The organism is Photobacterium sp. J15 (assembly GCF_963870815.1).
GTDB classification, from domain to species: domain Bacteria; phylum Pseudomonadota; class Gammaproteobacteria; order Enterobacterales; family Vibrionaceae; genus Photobacterium; species Photobacterium marinum.
In genome coordinates, this window is the sequence record NZ_CAWMUI010000001.1 from 1,934,753 (window position 1) to 1,959,850 (window position 25,098).

The following is a 25,098-nucleotide window of genomic DNA, read 5'->3' on the forward strand; positions in this document are numbered from 1 at the left end:
GAGGGATATCAGCCTGCGGTCGCGAACGCGGCCTGCGCTGTCATCAGGAGAATCGTTTTCCAGCTGATAGCCCGTAATATAACTCCATAATGCGTAGCGATTTACTCATTACAGATGACGGCACAACTGTAACAAAGAATGTTATTTTTCCTTGACTCTGAGTGTAAGCATTCTTACACTGCTTCTGTGTTATTGTTGTGGCAACTTGTGACAACAGAAAAAGAAAAAGCCCCATCAATAAGAATAAGATGAGGCTTTTAGAGAGCACTACCAGTAGATTGTAACTATGATTTGAACGATCATAAGAGCAATAGTGGTGTACTCAAATAAATGAGAATTCATAATAATTCTCCATATTAAAAGTTTAAAGATAGTGGTGGTAACAGCAATCTTTGGCGAGACCTGATGTTACCAATCACTTTTTCAGGCCACTTTACTGTGGCTTTTGTTGTTTGTGAAAAACAACGAAGACAACTATAAAGCTAATAGCTTGTCGTTTTCAAGCACTTCATAGGTTAATTACTGTTTTTTATTAGAAATATCAGTAAGAATGATATTCATGCCGAAGGCATACTAAGGCCATCCACCAAACACTGATTTTTGCTCCAGGTCTAAACTGGCCGGGCCCGCCAAGTATCAAAAACCGCTCTGAAACCATCCATCCTGCTAGGCCAAAAACTGGTTTGCTCCGGTGTAACCGTAATAGCCGGCGGCAATAGTCTGTGACACCTGAACGCGCCGCACACGCCTCGAAATTTCGCTTTCAATATCACTAGGGAATTGCGCTTGAGCGCAAGGAGGGGCCCTCTGGGGGGTGGTTGCCTTGTGCTCAAGCGCAAGGCAACCATGACTGATACTTGTTATTGCGATGTTACAAAAAGAGGTTCGGGTTCCTGTAACACCCGAACTAACTCCGGAATTCCGGAATTTCACCATCAATCAAGTTTGAGTGCTTCAACTTAATCTGTGTCTTTTCTTGCCATTTCTTTGGTTTTTCCAGCGAAAGATCTAAACCCGAAAATTGTTCCATCTTCGTTTTCGATGATGTCTTGCATGCTTTTAGCGATGCAATACTTATCAATTATTTCTAGCAAAATGTTTTTGTCACGCTCAGGAAGCTTTTGCATCCTTTCTAGGGCAATGGTTAGCAGGCCATCTAAGCTTGTTTTGTCAGTATCACATAATAGGGCATTAGGAGTGCATTCTAAGGCATTCATCAGTGCGTATAGAGTGCTTAACTTTGGATCTGTTTCGCTTCTTTCTATCTTTGAAATTTGCCCTAATCTTATTCCGCAATGATCAGCTAACTGACCCTGCGTCCAATTCCTATCACGCCTCAGACGCTTTAGATTTTCTCCTATAGACACAATAAATTCCTCTAATTGATCTTGTGGTGTCAATTATAACCCTATATATTACCCCTGACGGGTAAATTAACCCTATAGAATCAATTTCATTCACACCATAAGACTATTGACAGGGTTTTGGTTTGTTCTTTATTGACCAACTTTTCATTCAGCAAGATCACCATGAGGGCGGATTGCCACTCGTGGGACGTCATATGATTGAAAAGGTTGATTTAGAAACGGGAGAGAAATTACCACCATCAGTCAATCAGAAAGTGCTAGAAGGTTCTTTTAGCACCAAGCTAACAGTGCGTTGTGATGGAAACCGAGTTCGCGTTGAAGGTAATCCATCTCGTTGGCAGCGTGTTGATAACTTGGTAGGTCTACAGTCTATTGATGAGTGCGTGGCTATTTATAATCATGTCTTAGAGTCTTTGGGCTTGCCACCATTTACAAAAAACACTCGTTTTGCTCACCGCCAGTCACCTGATGGCAGATCATCCTCACTATTAGGAAATGGTGCAGAAATCACGCTTATTGACTGGACTAGAAACCATGAAGTAGGCAAGGGCAAAGAGCAATCCTTTATACGCGGATTGTCATCCATGCAAATTGGCCGAGGTCGTAAACCAAAGCTTTATCCAGACGGTAATACCTGTAACTGGGGGGAAGGATCTGAGTGGATGATGAGCAAGCTTTACAATAAGGCTGTTGAGTTACGCCGTCACCTGAAAAAAGACCAGCGCAAGAAAGTCGGAGTTGCGCCCGATGTGCTCGAATATGTAACTAACCTGATTAACTACTGCGAATCTGCTGGCGTTGTCCGTGAAGAACACAGCTTGAGACAAAAACTACTGAAACGACACAACCTTCAATTTTACGGCATCGTCACAGAACAAGATTTCTTACCACATATCCAAGATATCGAGAACGCCATGAAGACAATTCAAGTATCCCATGATGAACACCAGTCCATCGCTCATCAACTTATCGCTTCTGGCGTTGTTGATACGATGCGCAAGGCGAATACCACAATGAACTATTTCACTATGTGGCAGCACGGCACAGACTTACGTCAGCTACTTAGTCAATCTCAGTTTTATGAACACAAGGCTCGTTTAAAGGCGATTGGTATCGATATTGGTCAGCAGTTCGATGTCAGTCGTATGTGTCCAACTCTCAAGCGTTCCGAAGTTATCGAAGTTAAACCTCTTTGTGTTCCTGACTGGTACAAGATGCCAGTTGTTGCAGAATCCAACGTTTTACCATTTAGAGCCGTCGCATAAGTTAAAAGGAAACAGCACCATGCTTAAAATCGAAGTCTTTCAAGATGATGTAAAAACCAACGTTCGCACAATGCCAGGCAAAGATGGAAAGCCACCAAGAACTATCTATGAGCAAGAAGCTTACGCTCATATTGGTGGTCGTTTTCCAACTTTGATGAAGTTGCAGCTTGAAGAAGGACAACCACCGTATGCAGCTGGAGAATATACCGTTCATAGCTCTAGTTTTATCGTCAATAACTTTGGTGGGCTTGAGCTTAAAAGATTTGGCCAAGTGATTGAGCCACTGGAAATTGAAGCATAAAAAGCAAACTGGTGAGAAGTTAGTATGGTTAATAACAAAATCTATTTTGAAGAAATCACACCGGAAATGATTGTGGCTTATTTTCCTGACGGGGGTTACACAGCCAAGTCGATGGCTCAGCTCAATCAGATTTGCTCAATGGAATACAGCAACAACTTTGAATTGGTAGAAATCACTGACGAGAATCGCGACGAGCTGAAAGAACTTGGCGTCTTTGATGTAGAGACATTTTAAAATGGTTTTAACCCTTCGGTGCGCATTATGGTTATGAGTTATGTTGAGTGGTTTGTGGTCAGTATCATTGCGCCAGCACTGACCGCCTAGCAGTGCCAGAAAAGGTGGGCGAGGGATATCAGCCTGCGGTCGCGAACGCGGCCTGCGCTGTCATCAGGAGAATCGTTTTCCAGCTGATAGCCCGTAATATAACTCCATAATGCGTAGCGATTTACTCATTACAGATGACGGCACAACTGTAACAAAGAATGTTATTTTTCCTTGACTCTGAGTGTAAGCATTCTTACACTGCTTCTGTGTTATTGTTGTGGCAACTTGTGACAACAGAAAAAGAAAAAGCCCCATCAATAAGAATAAGATGAGGCTTTTAGAGAGCACTACCAGTAGATTGTAACTATGATTTGAACGATCATAAGAGCAATAGTGGTGTACTCAAATAAATGAGAATTCATAATAATTCTCCATATTAAAAGTTTAAAGATAGTGGTGGTAACAGCAATCTTTGGCGAGACCTGATGTTACCAATCACTTTTTCAGGCCACTTTACTGTGGCTTTTGTTGTTTGTGAAAAACAACGAAGACAACTATAAAGCTAATAGCTTGTCGTTTTCAAGCACTTCATAGGTTAATTACTGTTTTTTATTAGAAATATCAGTAAGAATGATATTCATGCCGAAGGCATACTAAGGCCATCCACCAAACACTGATTTTTGCTCCAGGTCTAAACTGGCCGGGCCCGCCAAGTATCAAAAACCGCTCTGAAACCATCCATCCTGCTAGGCCAAAAACTGGTTTGCTCCGGTGTAACCGTAATAGCCGGCGGCAATAGTCTGTGACACCTGAACGCGCCGCACACGCCTCGAAATTTCGCTTTCAATATCACTAGGGAATTGCGCTTGAGCGCAAGGAGGGGCCCTCTGGGGGGTGGTTGCCTTGTGCTCAAGCGCAAGGCAACCATGACTGATACTTGTTATTGCGATGTTACAAAAAGAGGTTCGGGTTCCTGTAACACCCGAACTAACTCCGGAATTCCGGAATTTCACCATCAATCAAGTTTGAGTGCTTCAACTTAATCTGTGTCTTTTCTTGCCATTTCTTTGGTTTTTCCAGCGAAAGATCTAAACCCGAAAATTGTTCCATCTTCGTTTTCGATGATGTCTTGCATGCTTTTAGCGATGCAATACTTATCAATTATTTCTAGCAAAATGTTTTTGTCACGCTCAGGAAGCTTTTGCATCCTTTCTAGGGCAATGGTTAGCAGGCCATCTAAGCTTGTTTTGTCAGTATCACATAATAGGGCATTAGGAGTGCATTCTAAGGCATTCATCAGTGCGTATAGAGTGCTTAACTTTGGATCTGTTTCGCTTCTTTCTATCTTTGAAATTTGCCCTAATCTTATTCCGCAATGATCAGCTAACTGACCCTGCGTCCAATTCCTATCACGCCTCAGACGCTTTAGATTTTCTCCTATAGACACAATAAATTCCTCTAATTGATCTTGTGGTGTCAATTATAACCCTATATATTACCCCTGACGGGTAAATTAACCCTATAGAATCAATTTCATTCACACCATAAGACTATTGACAGGGTTTTGGTTTGTTCTTTATTGACCAACTTTTCATTCAGCAAGATCACCATGAGGGCGGATTGCCACTCGTGGGACGTCATATGATTGAAAAGGTTGATTTAGAAACGGGAGAGAAATTACCACCATCAGTCAATCAGAAAGTGCTAGAAGGTTCTTTTAGCACCAAGCTAACAGTGCGTTGTGATGGAAACCGAGTTCGCGTTGAAGGTAATCCATCTCGTTGGCAGCGTGTTGATAACTTGGTAGGTCTACAGTCTATTGATGAGTGCGTGGCTATTTATAATCATGTCTTAGAGTCTTTGGGCTTGCCACCATTTACAAAAAACACTCGTTTTGCTCACCGCCAGTCACCTGATGGCAGATCATCCTCACTATTAGGAAATGGTGCAGAAATCACGCTTATTGACTGGACTAGAAACCATGAAGTAGGCAAGGGCAAAGAGCAATCCTTTATACGCGGATTGTCATCCATGCAAATTGGCCGAGGTCGTAAACCAAAGCTTTATCCAGACGGTAATACCTGTAACTGGGGGGAAGGATCTGAGTGGATGATGAGCAAGCTTTACAATAAGGCTGTTGAGTTACGCCGTCACCTGAAAAAAGACCAGCGCAAGAAAGTCGGAGTTGCGCCCGATGTGCTCGAATATGTAACTAACCTGATTAACTACTGCGAATCTGCTGGCGTTGTCCGTGAAGAACACAGCTTGAGACAAAAACTACTGAAACGACACAACCTTCAATTTTACGGCATCGTCACAGAACAAGATTTCTTACCACATATCCAAGATATCGAGAACGCCATGAAGACAATTCAAGTATCCCATGATGAACACCAGTCCATCGCTCATCAACTTATCGCTTCTGGCGTTGTTGATACGATGCGCAAGGCGAATACCACAATGAACTATTTCACTATGTGGCAGCACGGCACAGACTTACGTCAGCTACTTAGTCAATCTCAGTTTTATGAACACAAGGCTCGTTTAAAGGCGATTGGTATCGATATTGGTCAGCAGTTCGATGTCAGTCGTATGTGTCCAACTCTCAAGCGTTCCGAAGTTATCGAAGTTAAACCTCTTTGTGTTCCTGACTGGTACAAGATGCCAGTTGTTGCAGAATCCAACGTTTTACCATTTAGAGCCGTCGCATAAGTTAAAAGGAAACAGCACCATGCTTAAAATCGAAGTCTTTCAAGATGATGTAAAAACCAACGTTCGCACAATGCCAGGCAAAGATGGAAAGCCACCAAGAACTATCTATGAGCAAGAAGCTTACGCTCATATTGGTGGTCGTTTTCCAACTTTGATGAAGTTGCAGCTTGAAGAAGGACAACCACCGTATGCAGCTGGAGAATATACCGTTCATAGCTCTAGTTTTATCGTCAATAACTTTGGTGGGCTTGAGCTTAAAAGATTTGGCCAAGTGATTGAGCCACTGGAAATTGAAGCATAAAAAGCAAACTGGTGAGAAGTTAGTATGGTTAATAACAAAATCTATTTTGAAGAAATCACACCGGAAATGATTGTGGCTTATTTTCCTGACGGGGGTTACACAGCCAAGTCGATGGCTCAGCTCAATCAGATTTGCTCAATGGAATACAGCAACAACTTTGAATTGGTAGAAATCACTGACGAGAATCGCGACGAGCTGAAAGAACTTGGCGTCTTTGATGTAGAGACATTTTAAAATGGTTTTAACCCTTCGGTGCGCATTATGGTGGTTTATGTTAAAACGAAGAACTAATTGCAAATCAATTAGTTAGAATCCTTTCTTTGCGGTAAGAAGGATTTGATGCGAAATCGACATGAACTCACTAAAAATTACATTTTTCGGTTTTATCAATGCGGACTGAGCATAGAAGATACGGCTAAACTTTGTTTTAAAACTGTGAGAACGGTCACGCTGTGGGATAAAGGAAAACCAATTCCGCCGGAATGTAAACGCTTAATGCGAATGTATGCAGGAATTGAACTTGACCCGCTAGGTGATGAATGGAGAGAGTGGAGCCTCAAAAAAGGGAGATTAATAACCCCAAACAATTGGTCGTTGACGCCAGAGCGGATTATTACAGGTAACGCATTGCTAGAAATCAATGCAGAGGACGATAGGAAGCTAAAGGCTGAAATTATTAGAGTAGCTAGGTTATTAAAAAAACTTCCTTAATAAAATCATGATGGACTTAGTAAAAGGCTAAATCCATCATATATTCATTAAAAAATCACTTAACCCATATTTCGAACCCCATGGAAATACCAGTTTTATTTTTTATATTGGCGATTGCTAGAGCAATACCCACAGGAGTTAGTTCAAACTTATTTAAAGGCCCCTCATCATCTTCCCAACACTCAATAAGATTTGATAATTGAGGATGGTTACTTAAAAGATAATCTTTCGTTTCATCTAACGACATGGTCGTACTTTCAAGTAAATCTGAAAGAGGTTTTTCAAACGCCTCATCTAAAGAATATCTATTAAGAAGGGATGGTATTTGGGTCGGAGTCATTGCATTAAGTTGAAAGAGATTAACCGCATGCTGTGCAGGTATGACGAAGCCATTGGGGATTTCATCCTGCTGCAATATTGCATTAAGTTCTGATAGCTCAAAACCCTTTGAGAATATTGCTTTATAGTTATCTCGTAATAACTGCTGTATTGGATAATAATAGCCAGCTTGCATTCTGGAACCACAACCAATCTGCTCCAAATGTAAATATGTCAAGTCATCTACCAACAAATCATGAGCAAATGGATAGTAATAACTCTCAAGATACGCATTGAACGACTTAAGGTTATTAACATTATGATTTAATGTTTTGGCAGTAATAAATATTATCGACAAAGTATCCAATTGCCGCGGGGTAATTTTTGATACGATAGAAATTGACTCATCTAGAGCAATTTGTCTTATACCCCTGTCAACATTACCATGAATATCAACAACCTTTTGAGTTAATAAATCGACTAATATTTTTTCTGAGTTTTTGTCGCCAGATTTAGCAAATTGTCTTTGAGCATCATATAAGCTAATTTGCACATCAGGTGTTGCAATTTGCTCTAGGTATGATTCATTTTTCTCACTTAACTCTTCAACAAATTTCCTGGCTAGACTTTCCGCTCGATAAGAAGCCATTTCGCTCGCAGTCTCTGCTAATTTTAAAAAATTAGCATTATAAACATTCGTAGCGATATCCATTGCTTCCTGAGCTGAAACACCATTAATAGTAACTGAGTCAGCATTTATAAGCTTACAGTTATCACCGCCTTCCTGACTGATGTTTTTATCATTAATCATCTTTAGAGCCTGCCGAAAAAGAACCGTTAACATTGTAATTTTTAGAGTTGTTCCCGGATACTTGAGTTATTGACACATTCTTACTCTTACTTTTTATAAGCAAACCAATTATGAAAAAAATGAGAGTAGTACCAATGCCACTAAATAATACTGTCCAGTGGTTGTTTATCCAATCAAACATAATATCTAACCAAATGAGTTCATCACGTCTGATATTTTACACTTTTATCAAGTTAAATCACATATCTCACCAGATAATATCACACTGACATATATATCATTATCAATTGAACAAATTGGTAATGAAGTAGGGTTTGTGGCTCCCTTGGCTATCTCAGTCAAGTTCCACCGACAGGAAAATCACCGAAGTTCAACAGCACCCAAAAGTGTTATCTATGTGCCACATACAAAAAAAGCCATTAAAAAAGTAGGCTTCTTACAAACCTGACAGTATCGACCGCGTTGAAGGGCGTGGCGACCACAATTAACTTTCACCCCGTATTGCTAGGCGGGGTGAAAAAACTCTTGGTAAATTATTTATTTTTAAAAATGTTAGGTAGAGAACTTATAATTGTATTGATGGTCGTCGAATCAGATTTGGCCTTCTCCAGTTCTACAGTAGTCTGACCTTTAAGTAAAATATGATTTCTCTCTGTATTTACCAAAGGAATAATAATTGATTTCATGGCTTCACTGTCATTCGATTTTATTGCAAGCCTTGCAGCTAGGACTTTCGATTCAATGTTGGTTAATTCATTTTGAAAATATTTAATTTCATCCAAACCTTGCTTATAAAGTCGAAGAAAGAAGAAAGCAAACAATTCAATAAAAAACACTAGAGACAATCTTGAAATAAAAGGAATTGCTGCAATTTCAAGCGTAATTAGTCCATTTTCAGAATTTTCGGAAATTTGCTTTGAAATTTCTGAAGTGTCGATTAAGTTAACTGTACTCCAGAGAAAAAATAAACCCATTATAGTTATTGTCATTCCAATAACTAAATTCACATTCGATCTTAATGTTAAGTTTTTTATCTCTGTACTTAACCGAGAATGAGAGTGGGAATAATCATTTACAATTAACTCACCAAGTAATGACTTTTCAATCGACTCTTTATAAGACTTAACTTTCTCATTAAACAAAGTATCTATTGCATCATTATTGATTTGAGACACGACATTTTTTATTATTATTTTTTTTGTGGCGGGGTTCAAGTCATTATGCTTTTTCCCGTTTATTTGATCGAATTTTATATTGTTTTTTTCTAACTTTCTATCACATGATAATGAACTTGAATGATATGTTTTATTACCAGAGTCCAAGTATGATAAAACGGAAATGCCAATTAGTATCATCAAAAAATATACTGCTAAAAATGATGGCTCAACTTGAAATTTTAGCAAAGTGCTTATATTTTTAGCCAAATCCTCCCCATAAAAATATGAAAGAATCAAACAAATTAACGATGCGCATTGTATTAAGAAATATGTATTTCTTCTATAACCTAAAAATTTCAACATATAAAATTAAACCTAATAAAAACTTAAAACTAGAGCTTACATTCCTTTCAATAGCTCTATGTATAGTATTCTACACATTGTTGCACATATTAATAGTCATTAAATACGGCAAGAAAAACCAATTATCAAGACTGGGGTTTACGGGCCACCTTAGCTATCTCAAGCCGTGACCACAGATAGCTATCTCAGCCAAGCCCTACCGACAGGAGAGGTACCCCTAACCCAAGAGCAGCGCGTACACCGCCAAGTCTCGCTTATCAAGGGTGAAGTGAATGATGAGCTTCACGCCCGTTCGTTTTTGAGCCTCTCAGGTTCATCTAATTTGTGGGTTAGAGATCGTTTCGGCTCTGTTTTGGTTTGCCCCGTAGGGGGCAGGCTCAAAAGCCGCTGCGGCCTACTCATCACCCTTGACAATCCAGCCCCGGCTCAGTGTGGGCCTTCCATCTAGTAAATGGCGGGCCATGGGCAAACAAGTTGCCCGCCACCATTCACTAGCATGGAGAACGCGCTGATGACCACTTTTTACCGCACGGATTCATTTAACCCTTCGAAACTCTGGTTGCTTCACCGTGACCAGCATGGCCATTTCACTCTGGAGCAGCAGGTAAACCGCCGGACGACCGGAGTGCACAAACGGGTGACGTTGATGTGGGCGTTGTCAGCGACATCAACTCAGTCATTGAACGAATGGAACAAGGCGTAAGGAGGCAGGACGATGATCACTTATAAACTGGTTTTACCTGATGAGTATTACGAATACATGCGCGAAGCAGGGAAGCTACTTGATGAGAACTTTAAACTGCCGCTTACCGACCCTAAGCACAAAGAAAACCTGCTCAAGGTGGAGCAGTTACATGCCAAGGCATTGGCCGTCAAGCAGTCAGTCCTCAATAAGGATGGAGGGGCGAAGCAATGAGCAGGAACGCGGAATACGAAGCAAGGATGAAGGCCAAAGGGTTGAAGAAGGTGACAGTGTGGATGCCGGAAGACCGGGAGGCGGATATCCGGCAGGCCATCAACATGCTGGTCGAGAACGACCACCTGACGCTGAACAGCCTGCGCGATGTAGTCAGTGGCAAGTACGTTTCTATGCACCGTCACCAGTGACGGCACCTTTATCCGTTATGTCCGGGTCTGGTTATGCAACAACTTTAATTATCCATCCCGGACTAACTGGCGAGCTAGTGTTCGCAGGTTTCCCGCAATGAATCAAGGGCATCGAAGTAGGCCGACACCCTGAGCTTGAGCCTGTACAGTTCATTCTCAAGCTGGCGGTTTTTGAGTGCCTCGGCCTCATACATGCCATGATATCTGATAGCTGTGTAACCGCCCTCAATTAATGCGCCAGACTGCGTTCCCTTGCCTGTAAGCTGTTTGAGTGCGGCCAGCATTTCCTGATGCTTTTCTGTATCCCTAATCGTTATTGCCATCACTTTTGCCTTTTTATCCTGGAACAAAATCATTGCAATGATAGCATTCGCTTAAGCTTGGAATCATTCCTGGTTAAGTTTTTGATAGCAAATTGCGTATTTTGTCCCAGGGGCAATTCCCCATAATGATAGCGGCGACACCGTAGTGTGGCCGATGCACCGCAATCGCTTAAATTTCACCGTTGTTGTCATTTGTGACCAGTCCCGCCAGCGGCATGGCCGAGAAGTCCGGTTCCCGGGCCAGTTCGGTCTGCTGGCGTTCTTCGCGGATGTCCGGTATGTCATTGACCGGATTGCACATCAGTAGTTGCTGGCTGTCGCCGTAGTTCACCTGGACTAAGCAGGGGTCGAGCACGGTAAAGCGAAATCCCATCAGCCGGAGGTGGTCACTGTAGACATAGCCGCGCTGGCCGTCGGGGCTGTGTTGTTCAAAGATGATGGTGGTCAGGGTCTGGCGTTTATCGCTCAAGACTTTGATTTGGACACCGGAGACAAACAGCTGGCTGACGTCATAGGGCCACGCGTTTACAGCCATATCAAGGTAGCGCCCCTGAGCAGGAGCCGCAGGGCTATCGAGACCACGAGGAACACTATCAGCCGGATACCCAGCCAACGTGCCAGCGGGGCCAGTCGATGCAGCGGTTTGGCCAGCAGTCGGAAGGCTTTGTGCTGGCTGAGCTTCTCCAGTCGGTACTGGAGCATCAGAATTATCACGAGTAGCGATTTCATAGATAGAATTCCCAACGAAGTAGATGCAGAGCAGGAAGACGACAAGGAACAACAGGAACTTGGGTTGGTGCAGGATGGACGAACCCGCACCGCTCTTGGTCACTTGCCCGGTGACGGTGGAGGAATACATCAGGTGGACAGCCCGGGGAACGCGCACGCCCTTGGTGGTGTCATCCTTGGTCGGTTTGGTGGAGGTCGATTTCGGGTTGTGCTCCCACAGCCGCGGGCGGCGTTTGGTGAGGAAGAACGAGTCTTTCGAGCTGTGATGGATGGCCAGCTCGGCGACGCCTTTGATTTCGGCGGGTATCTGGCGGATGTCCGGGGTGCAGAGGGTGATATCCCAGTTGTATTTCCGGTGTCGCATGAAGGCCATATTGAAGTTCTTCGGCAGGATAACGCAGCCGGACTCATCGACAATACTTTCCCCGGTATCGTCGAACGCGACTTCTTCCGGTTGGAAGTCGGCCAGTACCTTGCTGTAGAAATCAACGAACCCTTTAGGCAGGTTGTCGCTGAAGGCCTCGACGCCCAAGAAGACGTTCTTGGCCATGTCGAACCCGGCGGTTTTGTTGTAGATGTCCTGCGCCTCATCAATGAGGATCATTGCCCCAATCGGGCACCAGTTATACCAGTGCTGCCAGAGGCGGATGCCGTTCTCGTTCATCGAGGAGATACGAATGATGCGGGCGGTGATCGGGAAGCGTTCGCCGAGTCGTTTCTCGATGGTGGCGATGTCCTGCATACCTTCGACGTTGGTGACAACGACACGGCCTTCGCGCAGGGCCGGAAGGATATCGAACCAGACCGCGCAGGCGGATTTGTACGAACCAGCCGCACCGTGTCGGATGATGGTTGCCATTGTTATACCCCCATGAAATCCATGACGAAGCGGGTGGTCATCGCTTCGATAACCCGCATGAAGGCCGAGCCGACACCGTAGGCCGCAGCGGCGTTGCGCACATCCGGGTCGAGCGAGGAAAAGGCCGAGTCGATGAACTGGTAAACGGACAGGTCGTTGAGCAGCTCGCTGGCAACCCCGTGGGCAAACTTCATGCTTTCGAGCATCATCACCAGTTTCATCTTGATGGAATATTTCAGGACGTAGGCATACATCCGCTCGATAAACGACGGGGTGTATTCGAAGAAGCGGTCGATGTGGTCAGCAACATCAATGAACCACTGGAAGGTGTTGTCGGTAGTATTGGCCAGTGCCGGCACGGCGACGGCCATTAACAGCAGGGGCAGATAGCGCATTATTTCCTCCTGACGAGAATGATGGAAAAGGCAACCAGCGAGGCGAGGGCAAGGACGACCGATTTGATGGCGTCACTGTTTTCTATCCACGCGTCGTTCTTGGCGGTAAAGCTACGGTTGGCCACATGGATGTTGGCCGAGAAGACGGGCATGTTGCCGGACTCGGGCAGGGAGACGTCGCCCAGGCTGTCGGCAAAGGTGTCCATCAGGGTGCTGATTTCATCGCGCAGCCCTTCGATGTCCTTATCGAGCAAGGCAATGGCCTCCTTGCCGAGGACATCCCCAAACGGGTCTTTGTCGGTTTTTGGGATTTTGCCGTTGAGGCGCAGGCAGATGAGCCTGTTTTTGTTCTCTTCCTTGTTGCAGTCGATGTCACCCGCGGGTTCGCAGTCCTGACCTTCGGGGCAGTCGCCTTTGCCTTCACCGTTTCCCTCACCATTGCCGGGAGCCACGGCGTTGCCTTTGTCGCGGATAGCCTGAATCAGGTCGCCGTTGATGCCGTCCATGTGTTTCATCATCTCGGTCATTTTGTTGTCGAGGATGTCATTGCCGGATTTGTTGAGGTCGCGGATTTCGGTCAGCAGGTCGTTGGCCTTGTTGGTGTTGTCGGCGATGGCCTTGGTGTTCTTGGCGGTGATTTGAGTGTTGCTCTTCACATCAAACGAGGTCTTGTTGTGGTCACGAACGGCGAACTGGACTTCGTTAATCGCGGCAATCAGGCCTTCGGTGCCGGAGCAGTCACCGTCCACCGCGGGGTCACACTCATCAATGCAGATATCCCCGGCGGCGGGGTCGCAGTCGGGGCGTTTGTCACACAGCCAAGGGGCTTCGGGGGTCGGGCAGTCTTCGTAACCTTGGCAAAGGTCCGGGAACTCTTCGCAAAAGCTCGGTTTGTCGTCGGGGTCGGTGGAACCGTCATCGTCTCCGGGTTCTTCCGGGTTGATACCGCCCGTATCACCACCACCTTCACCACCTTCACCTCCCGTGTCACCGCCGCCTTCTTCACCAGTCCCGGGCTTGTCACCCGTCGGGTCGTCACCCTCATCGCCACCTTCACCCGTTCCGGGTTTTTCTGGGTCGTCGCCACCCGGGTCGTCCGAACAGGTAACCTCAATTTGCTCAGTGTCATGGTTACAGGAGGCGCTGCCGGATTGGTTCGGGCAGTTGCGGACAGCCTCATCCATGGCCTGCTGTGCCTCGGGGGTTTCACAGTAGTTTTTCTCCTGCTCGGGTGTGTAGTCATAACATTCACCGCTTTCGCCGACAGGGTATGAGCCGTCAGGGCAGCTGCGGCATTCGCCGTTGATATCCGGAACACCCCCCGACGGGCAGTTGTTCCCGCCTTTAATATCGTAATCATAGATGCCCCGGTATCGGTTGAAATAACCGGGGTCAGGGCCGTCAACATAGGCATAATGCAATACAACGTAGTCGTTTGTATCCCTCCCTTTATAACGGTTAGCCAGCTTATCAATGGCATTGTTTAGCCGTTGTTGGGACTCGTCTGCCGTATTCGTCCAGCCAGTGGAAGCCCAGGCAAACACATCAACAGAAAAGGCGAGCAGGAAGAAAAATAACCAATAGCGCATAACCAATCCCTTAGTCAGCCATCAAAAAAGGGGCCGAAGCCCCTTGTGGTTAGTGGGATTGCACCCCGGACACAAAGCCGTAGACAAAGGTCATGGTGGAGGCAATCCCGAGTAAGAGTTCCGGAGGAACGGCGGGCATTACTTGTTGAGCCACTTGAGCAGCATGCCGACACCGAAGCCGACCACGGCAAGGCCGACGACCGTACCGACCACCGCGGTCTGGTTGGCGGTAGCCTCACCGCCAGCGGCAGTCAGTTGCTGGGTGTAGTCGCCTGCGTGAGCAGCAACAGTGGCAAACAGTGAAGTGGCAACCACACCTGCGCGAGGTGCATATTTCTGGAATTTCTCTTTCATGACATATTTCCTTATTTGACGTTGAGTTAAGCTTTGCCTAGCCACCGAACCAGTCGGCCAGCACTGTGGCCGAGGAAGAACGACAGCAGGAGCATTCCCGAAACCTCGATAAACAGTTCTTTATCGAAGTTCTGATACATGGCTACATCGTCGGGCTGCAACAGGACGTACCCGGCGCATTGCTGGACGGGGGTGTCGGTGATGTGGCCTTCGGATAAGCAGCGCATTTTGTTTTCGGTTTCCAGTTAGCCTTTCAGGTAAGGCAGTATGTGTGTGTCCCAGACCCAAATCGGCAGTGCCTTGTGTTCGGACTGGAGTCGGTAATAACGGGCGATGATGTTGCGTTCCATGGTGTCCCCGTTAGCTCGCTTGGGCGGGCTTGTTGGTTGTGCTTGGGACGCCGAGCAAGTGCCAGCCGGAGAAGTTGACGTGCTTACCACCGTCACCCGCGAATGAGCGCTCGATGTGCTGAATCTTGTAGTCGGTCTTTTTATCGATAAGCTTTTTGAGGTCAGCACCGCCGCCCATGGCATCCCAGAGGTCAGGGGAGACACGGCATTCGACCACCTCGGACGGGTTGAATAGTTGTAGGCGGACAATGCCGGAATCGCGGGATTCCCCGGTGTTCGGGTTGGCCGTGGTTTTCTTCTCGATGTCATCAAGGTCATTGATGCGGGCGGTTACAATCATCGTTAAATTCCTTATTAGTGACAGTTATTGACACAAGTCCAAGGGGAGCTTGCGCTCCCGTCAGTCGCTTCGCGCTCAGCCTTCGCGCGGCCGCTCCAGACGGTCTCGCAATCAGCCTCGTCGAATACATAGGCGTTCATTTCGTCAAGGCGGTCGAGGTAGCGCTGGTATTCTTCGTATTGCTCGTCGGCCATCCGCAGGTATTCGCCTTCACGCTCAAGGGCATCGAAGACATCCGTCACCCCGGTCATGATGCGTTTGGTACCGCGCAGGAAGACTTCTTTGTTTTCGGTTTTCCATGTGCGGGTTCGGGTGGCCAGATAGGCGGCTTTGAACACCACGCCGACCACACGCGCCCCGGCAACATCGCCGTAGCGGGTGGTGCGTGGTTTGGTGCTCTGATGCTCTTCGCCGTATTCGTCGATGAGCTTTTCCATGATGTGCGGGACGTGGTAGCAGGGTTTGATGGTCTGGTCGTCACGGCGGACAAACACGCCGCCCATGGCAAGGCAGAATGCCTCCCAGTCCGATGAATCTGCGGCGCGGCGGATGTTTTCAAGTGTCATCCATTCGCCGTTATCCAGATGTTTAAACACGGTATCGTCCTCTGTGAATTCTTCCCTTATCCGGCGCAGTTCACGCCAGACTGTGACGGACGGGCCGCCGATGAACTGGAACTGGCGGATGCCATTAACCCGGGCCCATGTGACCACGCGCTCGGCTGCGGTGATGCCGTCCAGCTCGGTGGCGATGTCATCGCCGATGTGCTGGCCGTCGATGTTCTTTGACAGGTACTTGGCGACATAGCCGACGGCGGAGCCTTTCGACCAGTCAATCGGCTCGGCCTTGAAACGGTACTTGCTGGCACCGGGTTCGTCTGGTGAATCGGCCATGGCAGCGTGCCTAAATAAACGTGTTACGGTGTCACAATGTTGCTGCTCCATAAAAAACAGCACATGCCAGTGCGGACAACCGTCAGCGTGGGGTTCAACCACGCGCAGGCCGTACACCTTGATTTCAGCCTTGTCCAAAGCCTTGCGGAAGCTCTCGAACATGTCGGTCATGTAGTTGTGGGCGTCCTGCGTGGTTGGTCGGCCCGCATCAAGCCATGCTTGGTTAACCTTGCCCTTGGAAACCGAATGAAAGCGGCTAGGGCATGTCGGTGTGTAGAACATGGCGACGTGGCCGCTGGCCTTGGCAATGTTCTCGAAACCTTTCAGACGTACGAACATTTCAGCGCGGCGTATCTCCGGGTTGGAAATGGATTTGCCGGACAGCTCATAAAGCGAGAACCAGTTATCAGAGTCATCCTCGTCGTAGGCAATGGTGTTCCTGAGCACGTCGGCATTATCGGCATCGCGTTGTCGGCGACGGCCCAGTGAGAAATCCGAGCAATATGCCTGACCGTATTTGTGGACCAAGGTCAGGTCGCGGGCTGCACGTTCTATTTCAATGGCTGCATGTTTGCGTAGCGAACGACGCCACCAAAGCTCGTTGGTTGCGCGGTTAATCAGGCTTTTCAGCTCACCGTTTTCCTCGGCTTTTTTGATGAGCTCAGGACGGAATGACAAGCCGTAGTCGGCCAGAATGTCACAGGCACGTTTGAATGCCTTGGTGACATCCTTGATGCCCGCGACCTGACGCATGACATAAGCTGACTTGGCCTTGGCGAAGTCACACAGTTCTTCATCAGTTGAGGTGTAGCGGAACTCCATTTTGGTCAAACGCTCATTGGCTTCTTCCAATGCTCGCATGGCATCAAGCTGGCCAACTTTCTTAGCCATGTTGATATAGGCCCGGGACATCACCGGGCCGAAAGCGCGGTGTGGTCGCGTCAGGTTCAACACATCCTGACACGGTGAAACGAACGACGGCTTGATATCGTCTGACGCGTCAACTGAATGAATCGGCTGTGATAGCGCTTGTCGTTGAAGCATCGACGACACGTAATCTTGCGTTGGCCGGGTATGGTCAACAAAGCCCGGCAGATGACCGCCGTTGTTGATGTCCGGTTTGGTGTACGACGTACACAGGGTTCGGGCTGGCAAGAAGTTCACATACTCATAGGTATCGGTTGCCAAATCGTGGACTAAGATTCGCTGCATCATGATTAGGCATCCTTACCAGAAAGGTTGATTGCATCATGGTGACAACACAGGGCTTTGCCAGTGGCCAGTGCAGCGGACAGAGTTTTGTATTCGACGATTTCGCGGGTAATGAAGGTATGTGTTTTCTTGTAGGTATCAGCGTAGGCAGCAGAGACAGCCACAATTTCAATTGCATTTTCAAAGAAGCGGACGCCATCTAGAAGTTCAAGTGTAGTTGCCATATGTTCCTCAATGCTTGCCAGTTACGAAGTGCTGTAACTATAGGTTACTACTGACCGTAACTGCAAGGTACGCACAGGCGTAACTAACAAGCTACAATAGAGAAAAAATTGGAGGGTTTATGTATCAGACAAAATTGCTAGACAGCTACAAATCAGCGAAAAACTACATACAAGACAAACAAATTGCGGCTGATTTAGGGCTACCAAAGTCTAGGATTTCCGAAATGCGCAAAGGAAAGCGCTATCTATCTGATAATGAAGCAGTTTTTCTGGCGCAAGAATGTAATATCGACGAAAAAGAGGCATTGATTGGCGTTCACGCTGACCGCACACAGGACAGCAGCATCAAGGCGATTTGGGAAGAAATAGCAAAAAAGCTTAACGGCCAAGGATTTCAATCATTTGGGGTTGGTTTTACGGCCATTTCCTTGGCTGGATTGGCTGGCATGAACTCCATAATTCAGTGCGCATTATGTACATTATGTTAAATAAGGTATTAGAGTCACCCCAATTATGAGTCCGGTAAAACGCCCCTTATCCCTTTGATGTGTGACTACTACGCGCTCTCTCTTCGGAATACTGGACAATTTAACAGTATGCGCAATTTACCATAAAATAGGTAATTAACACCTATTTTTAAGCTCTGCTGCAAATGGTCAGTTTGCCTGGTTCTTCAAAATCATTTGTTAATTACAAGCTTGGTTTAAAACCAAGCTAACAAAAACGCCAGACACTGAGTCTGGCGTTTTTGTTTATATCTGATTTCATCAGAGCATTAATTAAGAGCCTGTCATCATCAACCCCTGATATTTATCTAACATCAGGTTGAGCTCCATCGGTTGTATTGGTTTAGCAAGAAACCCGTCCATGCCAGCTCGTTTATATTCTTCTTGATCAGACTGCATTGCATTTGCTGTTAATGCGATAATCGGTATATCGTAATTACTCCTGCGCAACTGCCTTGTCGCTTCTAAGCCATCCAGAACCGGCATCGATATATCCATTAACACTATATCGAAACTATTTCTCTTCAGTTTCAGGAGCTCTATAGCTTCTTCGCCATTATTGGCAATTTTGACCTGATGACCACGCTTTTCAAGCATCAGTTTAGCAACCAGTTGATTGGTATTGCTGTCTTCAGCCAACAAAATCTTGAGGGATTTTTCCAGTCTTGGTGTTTGAACTATCTGCGTTGGTATTGCAGCTAATGTCTGAATCGGGATCGGTATATAAACAGTAAAACAACTGCCTTTATCAAGTTCACTTTGCAGCGTTATTCGTCCATTCATTTTGTTGATTAAGTGCTGGCTGATAGCCAATCCTAAACCTGTACCACCGTAGCGCCTGGTGATGCTGCCATCCGCCTGAATAAACGGATTAAATAAGTTTTTCTGCGCTTCAGGTGCAATACCAATACCTGTATCTTTAACTGCTATCACAATATGGTTTGCATCTCTGGTAACGTTAACAGATACATAGCCCTGATTGGTAAATTTAATTGCGTTACCAATTAGGTTAAACATTACCTGAGAAATTCTGTTTTTATCGCCAATCATCACTTCAGGCACATCTGGTGAAATGTACGATGTGAGCGAAATATCTTTTTTCCTGGCTTGTTCTTTAAGCTGATTGACTACAAGGTTGATGCTATCTGCCGGTCGCATTTCAGCATTAAACAGTTCAAAGTTGCCGGATTCAATTCGTGATAAATCAAGAATATCATTGATAATAGTAAGCAAGAGCTGGGCTGATTGTTCCATGTAGTCAATCCAGCCTTTTTGCTCACTATTAAGGCCCGAGTCTGCAAGAGTTTCCATCAGACCCAGAACTGCATTCAGTGGTGTTCGGATCTCATGGCTCATCATCGCCAGGAATTGTGATTTTGCTTTATTCGCTGATTCTGCCTGTTTGCGAGCTTCCTGCAACTCAAACAGCTGCTTTTTCCTGTGTGTTATGTCTTTGGCTGTGCCACGAAAGCCCTGAAGTTTGCCCTGCTTACTGAAATAAGGAGTTCCACTGAAACTGAACCATGTACCCCCTTCACTTTCTGGTAGCTGCCATTCGAGATCCTCAAACGGTACTTTCTTTTCCAGCCGGGCTTTAAGCTCTTTCTTTAACTCTGCATGTCCATCGAAAATATCGAAAATACATTCATTATCAATGACATGGTTCGCAAGATTTGGGGACGAAATATAAGTAAATTGAAAGTTGGTATCGATTTCCCAGAACCAGTCACCGACGGTTTTCGCAAAATCCCGAAAACGTTGCTGACTATGTGTTAGTTCAACCGTCCGTGCTGTTACCAATGATTGCAGACGTTCACGATAATCGATATCGATAATGGCACGCTCCAACAGTGGTCGAAAGCGATCAAGTACACGACGACTCTGAGGTGGAAACTGTCCACGCTCTGAGTGAAGGAAAATGAGAACAGCATCACCGGAGCTGACTTTTACGCCAGTAAGCAGCACAGATTTGCAATATTGCAGCATATTGTCTGGCAGGCCTCTGAACTCATTCACTTTGTCCGGATCAAACAAAGCGATGCTTTCACCATTCATACTTCTTATAAAAGTATGGTTGATTGGCCAGGTGCTTGATTCAAAGCACTGACATGTGGTTACCAATTCTTTTAATGGAGATGTTTCATCTTCACGAGTTAAAACCAACGCATGTTCAAAACCGATATACTTATGAAGAACAGTCAGTAAACTGTTGAAAACCTGACGTTTATTATTTGCCCCTGCCATGGCGGAAATCCCGGCGAGAATAGCAGCGTTCTCTTCACGAAGCTGCTTCTCCCGCTCCTGACTTCGCATCAGGTCCAGTAAGGTTTCTTGTAGTTTTTCAGATTCATAACCTGGCATGAGCTAGTCCCTGTGGAATAAAACCGCAGAAATCATCAGATTTCCATGTGCATTTTCACCGCCAATAAATTGCCCTTGTTCACCGAATGTAAACGGACAAACAAAAGGCGCATAATGCATCGCTTTATTGACATGTTCAGCGACCTCTTCCATACGATCCTGAACCTGGAGCATGCAACCGGCACAGTAAACTGTGATACCGCCTACAGGATCGAGCTCTCGACTTGCGCTGCCAATATCAAATGCAGAGTCAATTACCCTGCCAGCCCGAGTAATCAAACGTTCTTTGGTTCCTTCCATGAAAAACAGCTCTTCACCCTCTTCCACCGTTGCAAACAACTCGATACCCCCGCGTGGTGTCATTTTGAGAAGATGTGCAAGTTTAAAGTAAGGAAGATCATGAACCTTGCCGGCAATACGTCCTAAAGGGTTCAGGCTACTCTTTGAGACAATACTGTTTTCATAAGAAAGCGGTTGTCCGAGCCAAGACTGATATACATCAGCGGCCGGCTTGTTATTCAGCTCAATCAGCTCACGCCCTTCGGTTTTTGTGGCAATTGCGCTCAGCCCTGTGCTGGCATAACCGGAGTGGAATGAGTAACTGATATTACAGGATGGGTAAAGTACACATAATCCAACCCCTTCCTGGCAACGCTGATCATGAGTAAACAACTTCCAGTTGCCCTGGACATTGTCGTCTGCAGCACTGCCCCCGATGATTGGCACAGAAAGCCCTAGTTCGTCTTCGATACCTTTAATCACTTCTTCTTCATGCCCTGGACTGGCATGAAGCAATATCAATGCCGGAAGCTCGCCGGGACGACCACCGTTTTCAATTGCTTTGAGCAATGCCTGGCGCGCCATGTCATATGGCGCTTGATTAGTAGAAACAATCGCACTACCGAAAGCTCCGTTATAATCGCACATAGCCCAAAGTGCGATCCCCTCTCCTGGGTAATAGCCTTCATCAGTCATAACGCCCTGACATGACGTACAACCTAAGATCTGAGCGTCCGGAAACTCGGTGGTAAGTGATTGTTGAATGAATGCGTCGTCGTAGTTTTCTGAAAAGTAAACAAGGATCAGCCTTGGATTGGCTATTTTACCCTTCAGTTTGCGAATTGCGTCTAAAACTGCATCACTTGTCGAATGAAATGCAGAAAAACTAGTGGCTATGTCCATGAGTTCGTATTTATTTTTATGCGTAGCTTCAATAATAGCCACTTTTGTATTTGTAATCAGCTAGGTAAAGCTTATTTTATGAATTTATAACTAAAGTTAGTTCAATTTATAACGTTAACCTATGAAAGCATTCAACTTCTAATTTAGTGAAGGGAGTCATGAAGAATTCTGTCGTTCTAGTCACCGGTGGCGCCAAGGGGATCGGAAAAGGTATTTGCGACTATCTAAGTAACAAAAACATGATTGTTGTTGCTGTAGATATAGATGAAGATGCCGGATTTGAACTGGTTGCTGCGAATCCAAAAATAAGATTTAAACAGGCTGATGTTACCTCTGAATCAGAAATGGCCGCAGTCATTCATGAAATACATGAGCAATTCGGCAGGATTGATGGTGTGGTTAATAATGCTGCCATTGCCAACCCGTATAATACGCCGCTTGAAGATTTAGATATCTACGACTGGAACAAGGTGATTTCAGTAAACCTGACAGCTCCAATGATTGTCACTAAGCTTTGCTTGCCAATGCTAAGAACTAATCACGGTGCTGTAGTCAATATTGCGTCAACACGCGCCGTGCAGTCGGAACCGAATACTGAAGCTTACTGCGCATCAAAAGGCGGGTTGGTATCCCTTACGCATGCGATGGCGACAAGTGTCGGCCCTGACGTGAGGATTAACTGTGTCTCACCGGGCTGGATTGATACCACCAATGAAGAGTTGCGGGCAATTGATCACAGTCAACACCCTGCCGGTCGGGTCGGAAATGTTGAAGACATCGCAGCAATGGTGTTTTTTCTGCTGAGCAAGGAATCCGGCTTTGTTACCGGTCAGAATTTTGTGATTGACGGTGGAATGACAAAGAAGATGATTTATGCTGAATAAGTGCTGAGTTTGGAGACTTGGGCTGCCAAGCCTCCAAACCTTTACTCTTGGGCGGTAACTATCCTATTAGTAACTACTTTTCTACTGTGAAATCCGCAATTACCGTCTTATCTCCCTGCTTCAGGGTAATAGCCCAAGCCATTTTGTCGTGAACACACTCCGGTACACTGAACTTTCCTAACCAGCTGTTTTCTTTTTGCTCGAAAATCACAGGGATAGTACCCATGTACATGTTAACCCCTTCGACGGTCGCAACTGGTTTTACATTTACGTTACTAATTTGTATAACAAGCTCTGAATTTGCCTTTGCCGGGAATGGCTGAAGCGTCAAATCAATACCATTTTCCCGCCCTTCGATGACACAAGATTCTGCGGTAATCTGACAGCGGACAGCAGTTTCATCTACTGGCTGATTGTCATCGTAGGTTACTGTTCTCCAAACAAATGCTGTTATCAACACTGTCATTAAAAACAAGATTTGAATCAATCTAGCTTTGGTTAATTTCTCTGCAGCCATGATTTCCGTTACTTTTATGTGTTACTGGGTTCAAAGTTTTCACATAAATGTTGCTTAACCGTAAACACAATGTGGATCAAACGCTGTCATTAACCGATTAAGTCAAGTATTATGTGCACTGAAAATGCCACTTTTACAACAAAATAGCAATTTAAAACTGAGTTGTTAAAAAACGGCAAGGTCCTTTAAATAAGCTTTGGGTGGCATTGCGACAACTAGTTGTTCGCACAAGGAAAACGAGTGTAGTTCAACAATTCAAATTGGAAGCATGCAACATGAGCCAAGTAAAGCAGCTTGAACAAAACTACAACTATACGGTCGTTCGTCAATTCACCCTGGCAACAATTTTATGGGGAATTGTCGGGATGGGCGTTGGTGTATTGATTGCCGCTCAACTGGTTTGGCCGGCGCTTAACTTCGACACCCCATGGTTGACATACAGCCGTTTGCGGCCACTGCACACTAACGCGGTGATTTTCGCTTTCGGTACCAGTGCGCTTTTTGCTACGTCTTATTACGTAGTTCAGCGTACCTGTCAAACCACTCTCTTCGGTGGCAAGTTAGCATCGTTCACCTTTTGGGGCTGGCAAGCCATCATCCTGGCTGCGGCGATTTCGCTGCCTTTAGGATGGACGTCTGGTAAAGAATACGCAGAGCTGGAGTGGCCGATTGATATCGCGATTGCAGTTGTCTGGGTTTCCTATGCCATTGTCTTCTTCGGCACCATGATCAAAAGAAACACATCGCATATCTATGTTGCGAACTGGTTTTTTGGCGCCTTCATTCTCACGGTCGCTGTCCTCCACATAGTGAACAGCATGGCAATTCCTGTCTCCATGACTAAATCATACTCGGTTTATTCCGGTGCAGTGGATGCAATGATTCAGTGGTGGTACGGACACAACGCGGTAGGTTTCCTTCTGACTGCCGGCTTCCTGGGTATGATGTACTACTTCGTACCTAAGCAAGCAGGTCGCCCTGTTTACTCTTACCGTCTTTCTATCGTTCACTTTTGGGCTCTGGTTTCCCTTTATATCTGGGCCGGCCCTCACCACCTGCACTATACAGCCCTGCCGGACTGGACACAGTCACTGGGTATGGTGATGTCGCTGGTCCTTTTTGCTCCGTCATGGGGCGGGATGATCAACGGTATCATGACGCTGTCCGGCGCATGGCACAAACTTCGCTATGACCCAATCCTTCGATTCCTGGTGGTATCGCTGTCGTTCTATGGCATGTCTACCTTCGAAGGTCCGATGATGTCGATTAAGACTGTTAACGCCCTGTCCCACTACACCGACTGGACTATCGGTCACGTACACTCTGGTGCATTAGGCTGGGTTGCCATGGTTTCAATCGGTGCGGTTTACCATCTGATTCCGAAACTGTTCAACCAGGAACGTATGTATTCAATCAAGTTGATCAACGTTCACTTCTGGCTGGCAACTATCGGTACAGTTCTTTACATCGTTGCAATGTGGATTTCCGGTGTTATGCAGGGTCTGATGTGGCGTGCGGTTAATACTGACGGTACGTTGACTTATAGCTTCGTGGAATCTCTGCAAGCTTCTTATCCATTCTACTTTGTTCGCTTTGTAGGCGGTGCAATCTTCCTGGCTGGTATGTGCCTGATGGCGTACAACGCCTATAAGACAATTGCTGCACCAAACGAAAGCCTGAAAGCAACTGAGCAACCAGCATAA

29 protein-coding genes are annotated in these 25,098 nt (G+C 45.9%); 13 read left to right on the forward strand and 16 right to left on the reverse strand.

Annotated features, from left to right (window positions below; all coding sequences use genetic code 11):
- Positions 1-959: 959 nt before the first annotated feature.
- Positions 960-1,400 carry a helix-turn-helix domain-containing protein gene (locus AACQ93_RS08890; protein ID WP_084419073.1) on the reverse strand — a complete coding sequence of 147 codons (441 nt, stop codon included), beginning with the start codon at positions 1,398-1,400 and terminating at the stop codon, positions 960-962.
- An 89-nt stretch (positions 1,401-1,489) separates the two neighbouring features.
- Between AACQ93_RS08890 and AACQ93_RS08895 the strand changes: the two genes are divergently transcribed.
- From AACQ93_RS08895 to AACQ93_RS08905, 3 genes are read left to right on the forward strand one after another with little or no spacing between them, the layout of a single operon-like run.
- A complete protein-coding gene (locus AACQ93_RS08895; RefSeq protein ID WP_064604182.1) occupies positions 1,490-2,632 on the forward strand; it encodes a phage/plasmid replication protein, II/X family in 1,143 nt (380 codons plus the stop codon).
- Positions 2,633-2,651: 19 nt separating this feature from the next.
- The gene (locus tag AACQ93_RS08900; protein ID WP_064604185.1) at positions 2,652-2,933 is read left to right on the forward strand and encodes a single-stranded DNA-binding protein; all 282 of its coding nucleotides are present in this window, start codon (positions 2,652-2,654) and stop codon (positions 2,931-2,933) included.
- 24 nt (positions 2,934-2,957) lie between these two features.
- Positions 2,958-3,167 carry a hypothetical protein gene (locus AACQ93_RS08905; RefSeq protein ID WP_064604188.1) on the forward strand — a complete coding sequence of 70 codons (210 nt, stop codon included), beginning with the start codon at positions 2,958-2,960 and terminating at the stop codon, positions 3,165-3,167.
- A gap of 1,069 nt (positions 3,168-4,236) precedes the next feature.
- Here AACQ93_RS08905 and AACQ93_RS08910 read toward each other — a convergent pair.
- Positions 4,237-4,677: a helix-turn-helix domain-containing protein gene (locus AACQ93_RS08910; RefSeq protein ID WP_084419073.1), complete on the reverse strand. Its 441-nt coding sequence runs from the start codon at positions 4,675-4,677 to the stop codon at positions 4,237-4,239.
- 89 nt (positions 4,678-4,766) lie between these two features.
- Between AACQ93_RS08910 and AACQ93_RS08915 the strand changes: the two genes are divergently transcribed.
- The 4 genes from AACQ93_RS08915 to AACQ93_RS08930 all read left to right on the forward strand — a co-directional run bounded on the left by AACQ93_RS08915 (position 4,767) and on the right by AACQ93_RS08930 (position 6,921).
- Positions 4,767-5,909, forward strand: coding sequence for a phage/plasmid replication protein, II/X family (locus AACQ93_RS08915; protein WP_064604182.1), 1,143 nt, complete (start codon positions 4,767-4,769; stop codon positions 5,907-5,909).
- Positions 5,910-5,928: 19 nt separating this feature from the next.
- Positions 5,929-6,210: a single-stranded DNA-binding protein gene (locus AACQ93_RS08920; protein ID WP_064604185.1), complete on the forward strand. Its 282-nt coding sequence runs from the start codon at positions 5,929-5,931 to the stop codon at positions 6,208-6,210.
- Positions 6,211-6,234: 24 nt separating this feature from the next.
- On the forward strand, positions 6,235-6,444 hold the full coding sequence (locus tag AACQ93_RS08925) for a hypothetical protein (RefSeq protein WP_064604188.1): 210 nt from the start codon (positions 6,235-6,237) through the stop codon (positions 6,442-6,444).
- 105 nt (positions 6,445-6,549) lie between these two features.
- Positions 6,550-6,921 (forward strand): regulator, encoded by a 372-nt coding sequence (locus tag AACQ93_RS08930; protein WP_064604191.1) that lies wholly within the window; start codon positions 6,550-6,552, stop codon positions 6,919-6,921.
- A gap of 55 nt (positions 6,922-6,976) precedes the next feature.
- Here the strand turns inward: AACQ93_RS08930 and AACQ93_RS08935 are convergent, their stop codons facing one another.
- Positions 6,977-8,050 carry an LPO_1073/Vpar_1526 family protein gene (locus tag AACQ93_RS08935; RefSeq protein ID WP_157097535.1) on the reverse strand — a complete coding sequence of 358 codons (1,074 nt, stop codon included), beginning with the start codon at positions 8,048-8,050 and terminating at the stop codon, positions 6,977-6,979.
- A 533-nt stretch (positions 8,051-8,583) separates the two neighbouring features.
- On the reverse strand, positions 8,584-9,474 hold the full coding sequence (locus tag AACQ93_RS08940; RefSeq protein WP_157097536.1) for a hypothetical protein: 891 nt from the start codon (positions 9,472-9,474) through the stop codon (positions 8,584-8,586).
- A gap of 607 nt (positions 9,475-10,081) precedes the next feature.
- Here AACQ93_RS08940 and AACQ93_RS08945 point away from each other — a divergent pair.
- The 3 genes from AACQ93_RS08945 to AACQ93_RS08955 are packed head-to-tail and all read left to right on the forward strand — an operon-like array spanning position 10,082 to position 10,677.
- The gene (locus tag AACQ93_RS08945) at positions 10,082-10,273 is read left to right on the forward strand and encodes a hypothetical protein (protein ID WP_064604200.1); all 192 of its coding nucleotides are present in this window, start codon (positions 10,082-10,084) and stop codon (positions 10,271-10,273) included.
- Between the two features lie 12 nt (positions 10,274-10,285).
- On the forward strand, positions 10,286-10,486 hold the full coding sequence (locus tag AACQ93_RS08950) for a hypothetical protein (protein WP_064604204.1): 201 nt from the start codon (positions 10,286-10,288) through the stop codon (positions 10,484-10,486).
- On the forward strand, positions 10,483-10,677 hold the full coding sequence (locus tag AACQ93_RS08955; protein ID WP_064604208.1) for an antitoxin MazE-like protein: 195 nt from the start codon (positions 10,483-10,485) through the stop codon (positions 10,675-10,677). Before AACQ93_RS08950 ends, AACQ93_RS08955 begins: the two co-directional genes overlap by 4 nt.
- 74 nt (positions 10,678-10,751) lie before the next feature.
- On the opposite strand, the gene AACQ93_RS08960 is transcribed toward AACQ93_RS08955, so the two are convergent.
- From AACQ93_RS08960 to AACQ93_RS09000, 9 genes are all read right to left on the reverse strand, one after another.
- Positions 10,752-11,000 carry a hypothetical protein gene (locus AACQ93_RS08960; RefSeq protein WP_064606601.1) on the reverse strand — a complete coding sequence of 83 codons (249 nt, stop codon included), beginning with the start codon at positions 10,998-11,000 and terminating at the stop codon, positions 10,752-10,754.
- A gap of 169 nt (positions 11,001-11,169) precedes the next feature.
- Positions 11,170-12,588 carry a zonular occludens toxin domain-containing protein gene (locus AACQ93_RS08965; RefSeq protein WP_064604210.1) on the reverse strand — a complete coding sequence of 473 codons (1,419 nt, stop codon included), beginning with the start codon at positions 12,586-12,588 and terminating at the stop codon, positions 11,170-11,172.
- A 2-nt stretch (positions 12,589-12,590) separates the two neighbouring features.
- Positions 12,591-12,983, reverse strand: coding sequence for a DUF2523 family protein (locus tag AACQ93_RS08970; protein ID WP_064604213.1), 393 nt, complete (start codon positions 12,981-12,983; stop codon positions 12,591-12,593).
- On the reverse strand, positions 12,983-14,572 hold the full coding sequence (locus AACQ93_RS08975) for a hypothetical protein (protein WP_064604215.1): 1,590 nt from the start codon (positions 14,570-14,572) through the stop codon (positions 12,983-12,985). Before AACQ93_RS08975 ends, AACQ93_RS08970 begins: the two co-directional genes overlap by 1 nt.
- 138 nt (positions 14,573-14,710) lie before the next feature.
- Positions 14,711-14,971, reverse strand: a complete 261-nt coding sequence (locus tag AACQ93_RS08980; RefSeq protein ID WP_157097537.1) for a hypothetical protein — start codon at positions 14,969-14,971, stop codon at positions 14,711-14,713.
- Positions 14,953-15,087: a hypothetical protein gene (locus tag AACQ93_RS08985; protein ID WP_255377073.1), complete on the reverse strand. Its 135-nt coding sequence runs from the start codon at positions 15,085-15,087 to the stop codon at positions 14,953-14,955. The genes AACQ93_RS08980 and AACQ93_RS08985 overlap by 19 nt, the downstream gene beginning before the upstream one ends.
- A 199-nt stretch (positions 15,088-15,286) precedes the next feature.
- On the reverse strand, positions 15,287-15,616 hold the full coding sequence (locus AACQ93_RS08990) for a hypothetical protein (RefSeq protein WP_064604225.1): 330 nt from the start codon (positions 15,614-15,616) through the stop codon (positions 15,287-15,289).
- A gap of 14 nt (positions 15,617-15,630) precedes the next feature.
- Positions 15,631-17,724: a replication endonuclease gene (locus tag AACQ93_RS08995; protein WP_084419075.1), complete on the reverse strand. Its 2,094-nt coding sequence runs from the start codon at positions 17,722-17,724 to the stop codon at positions 15,631-15,633.
- Positions 17,725-17,726: 2 nt separating this feature from the next.
- The gene (locus tag AACQ93_RS09000; protein ID WP_064604228.1) at positions 17,727-17,945 is read right to left on the reverse strand and encodes a hypothetical protein; all 219 of its coding nucleotides are present in this window, start codon (positions 17,943-17,945) and stop codon (positions 17,727-17,729) included.
- A gap of 119 nt (positions 17,946-18,064) precedes the next feature.
- Here AACQ93_RS09000 and AACQ93_RS09005 point away from each other — a divergent pair, with 119 nt between their 5' ends.
- Positions 18,065-18,433: a DUF3693 domain-containing protein gene (locus AACQ93_RS09005; RefSeq protein WP_064604231.1), complete on the forward strand. Its 369-nt coding sequence runs from the start codon at positions 18,065-18,067 to the stop codon at positions 18,431-18,433.
- Between the two features lie 291 nt (positions 18,434-18,724).
- Here AACQ93_RS09005 and AACQ93_RS09010 read toward each other — a convergent pair whose 3' ends face one another.
- The gene (locus AACQ93_RS09010) at positions 18,725-20,812 is read right to left on the reverse strand and encodes an ATP-binding protein (RefSeq protein WP_064604234.1); all 2,088 of its coding nucleotides are present in this window, start codon (positions 20,810-20,812) and stop codon (positions 18,725-18,727) included.
- Between the two features lie 3 nt (positions 20,813-20,815).
- A complete protein-coding gene (locus AACQ93_RS09015; RefSeq protein WP_064604237.1) occupies positions 20,816-21,994 on the reverse strand; it encodes an FIST signal transduction protein in 1,179 nt (392 codons plus the stop codon).
- 158 nt (positions 21,995-22,152) lie between these two features.
- Between AACQ93_RS09015 and AACQ93_RS09020 the strand changes: the two genes are divergently transcribed.
- A complete protein-coding gene (locus tag AACQ93_RS09020) occupies positions 22,153-22,878 on the forward strand; it encodes an SDR family oxidoreductase (RefSeq protein ID WP_007467789.1) in 726 nt (241 codons plus the stop codon).
- A gap of 73 nt (positions 22,879-22,951) precedes the next feature.
- Here the strand turns inward: AACQ93_RS09020 and AACQ93_RS09025 are convergent, their stop codons facing one another.
- Positions 22,952-23,395, reverse strand: coding sequence for a hypothetical protein (locus tag AACQ93_RS09025; protein ID WP_064604241.1), 444 nt, complete (start codon positions 23,393-23,395; stop codon positions 22,952-22,954).
- A gap of 275 nt (positions 23,396-23,670) precedes the next feature.
- Here AACQ93_RS09025 and ccoN point away from each other — a divergent pair, with 275 nt between their 5' ends.
- A complete protein-coding gene (gene ccoN / locus AACQ93_RS09030; protein ID WP_007467785.1) occupies positions 23,671-25,098 on the forward strand; it encodes a cytochrome-c oxidase, cbb3-type subunit I in 1,428 nt (475 codons plus the stop codon).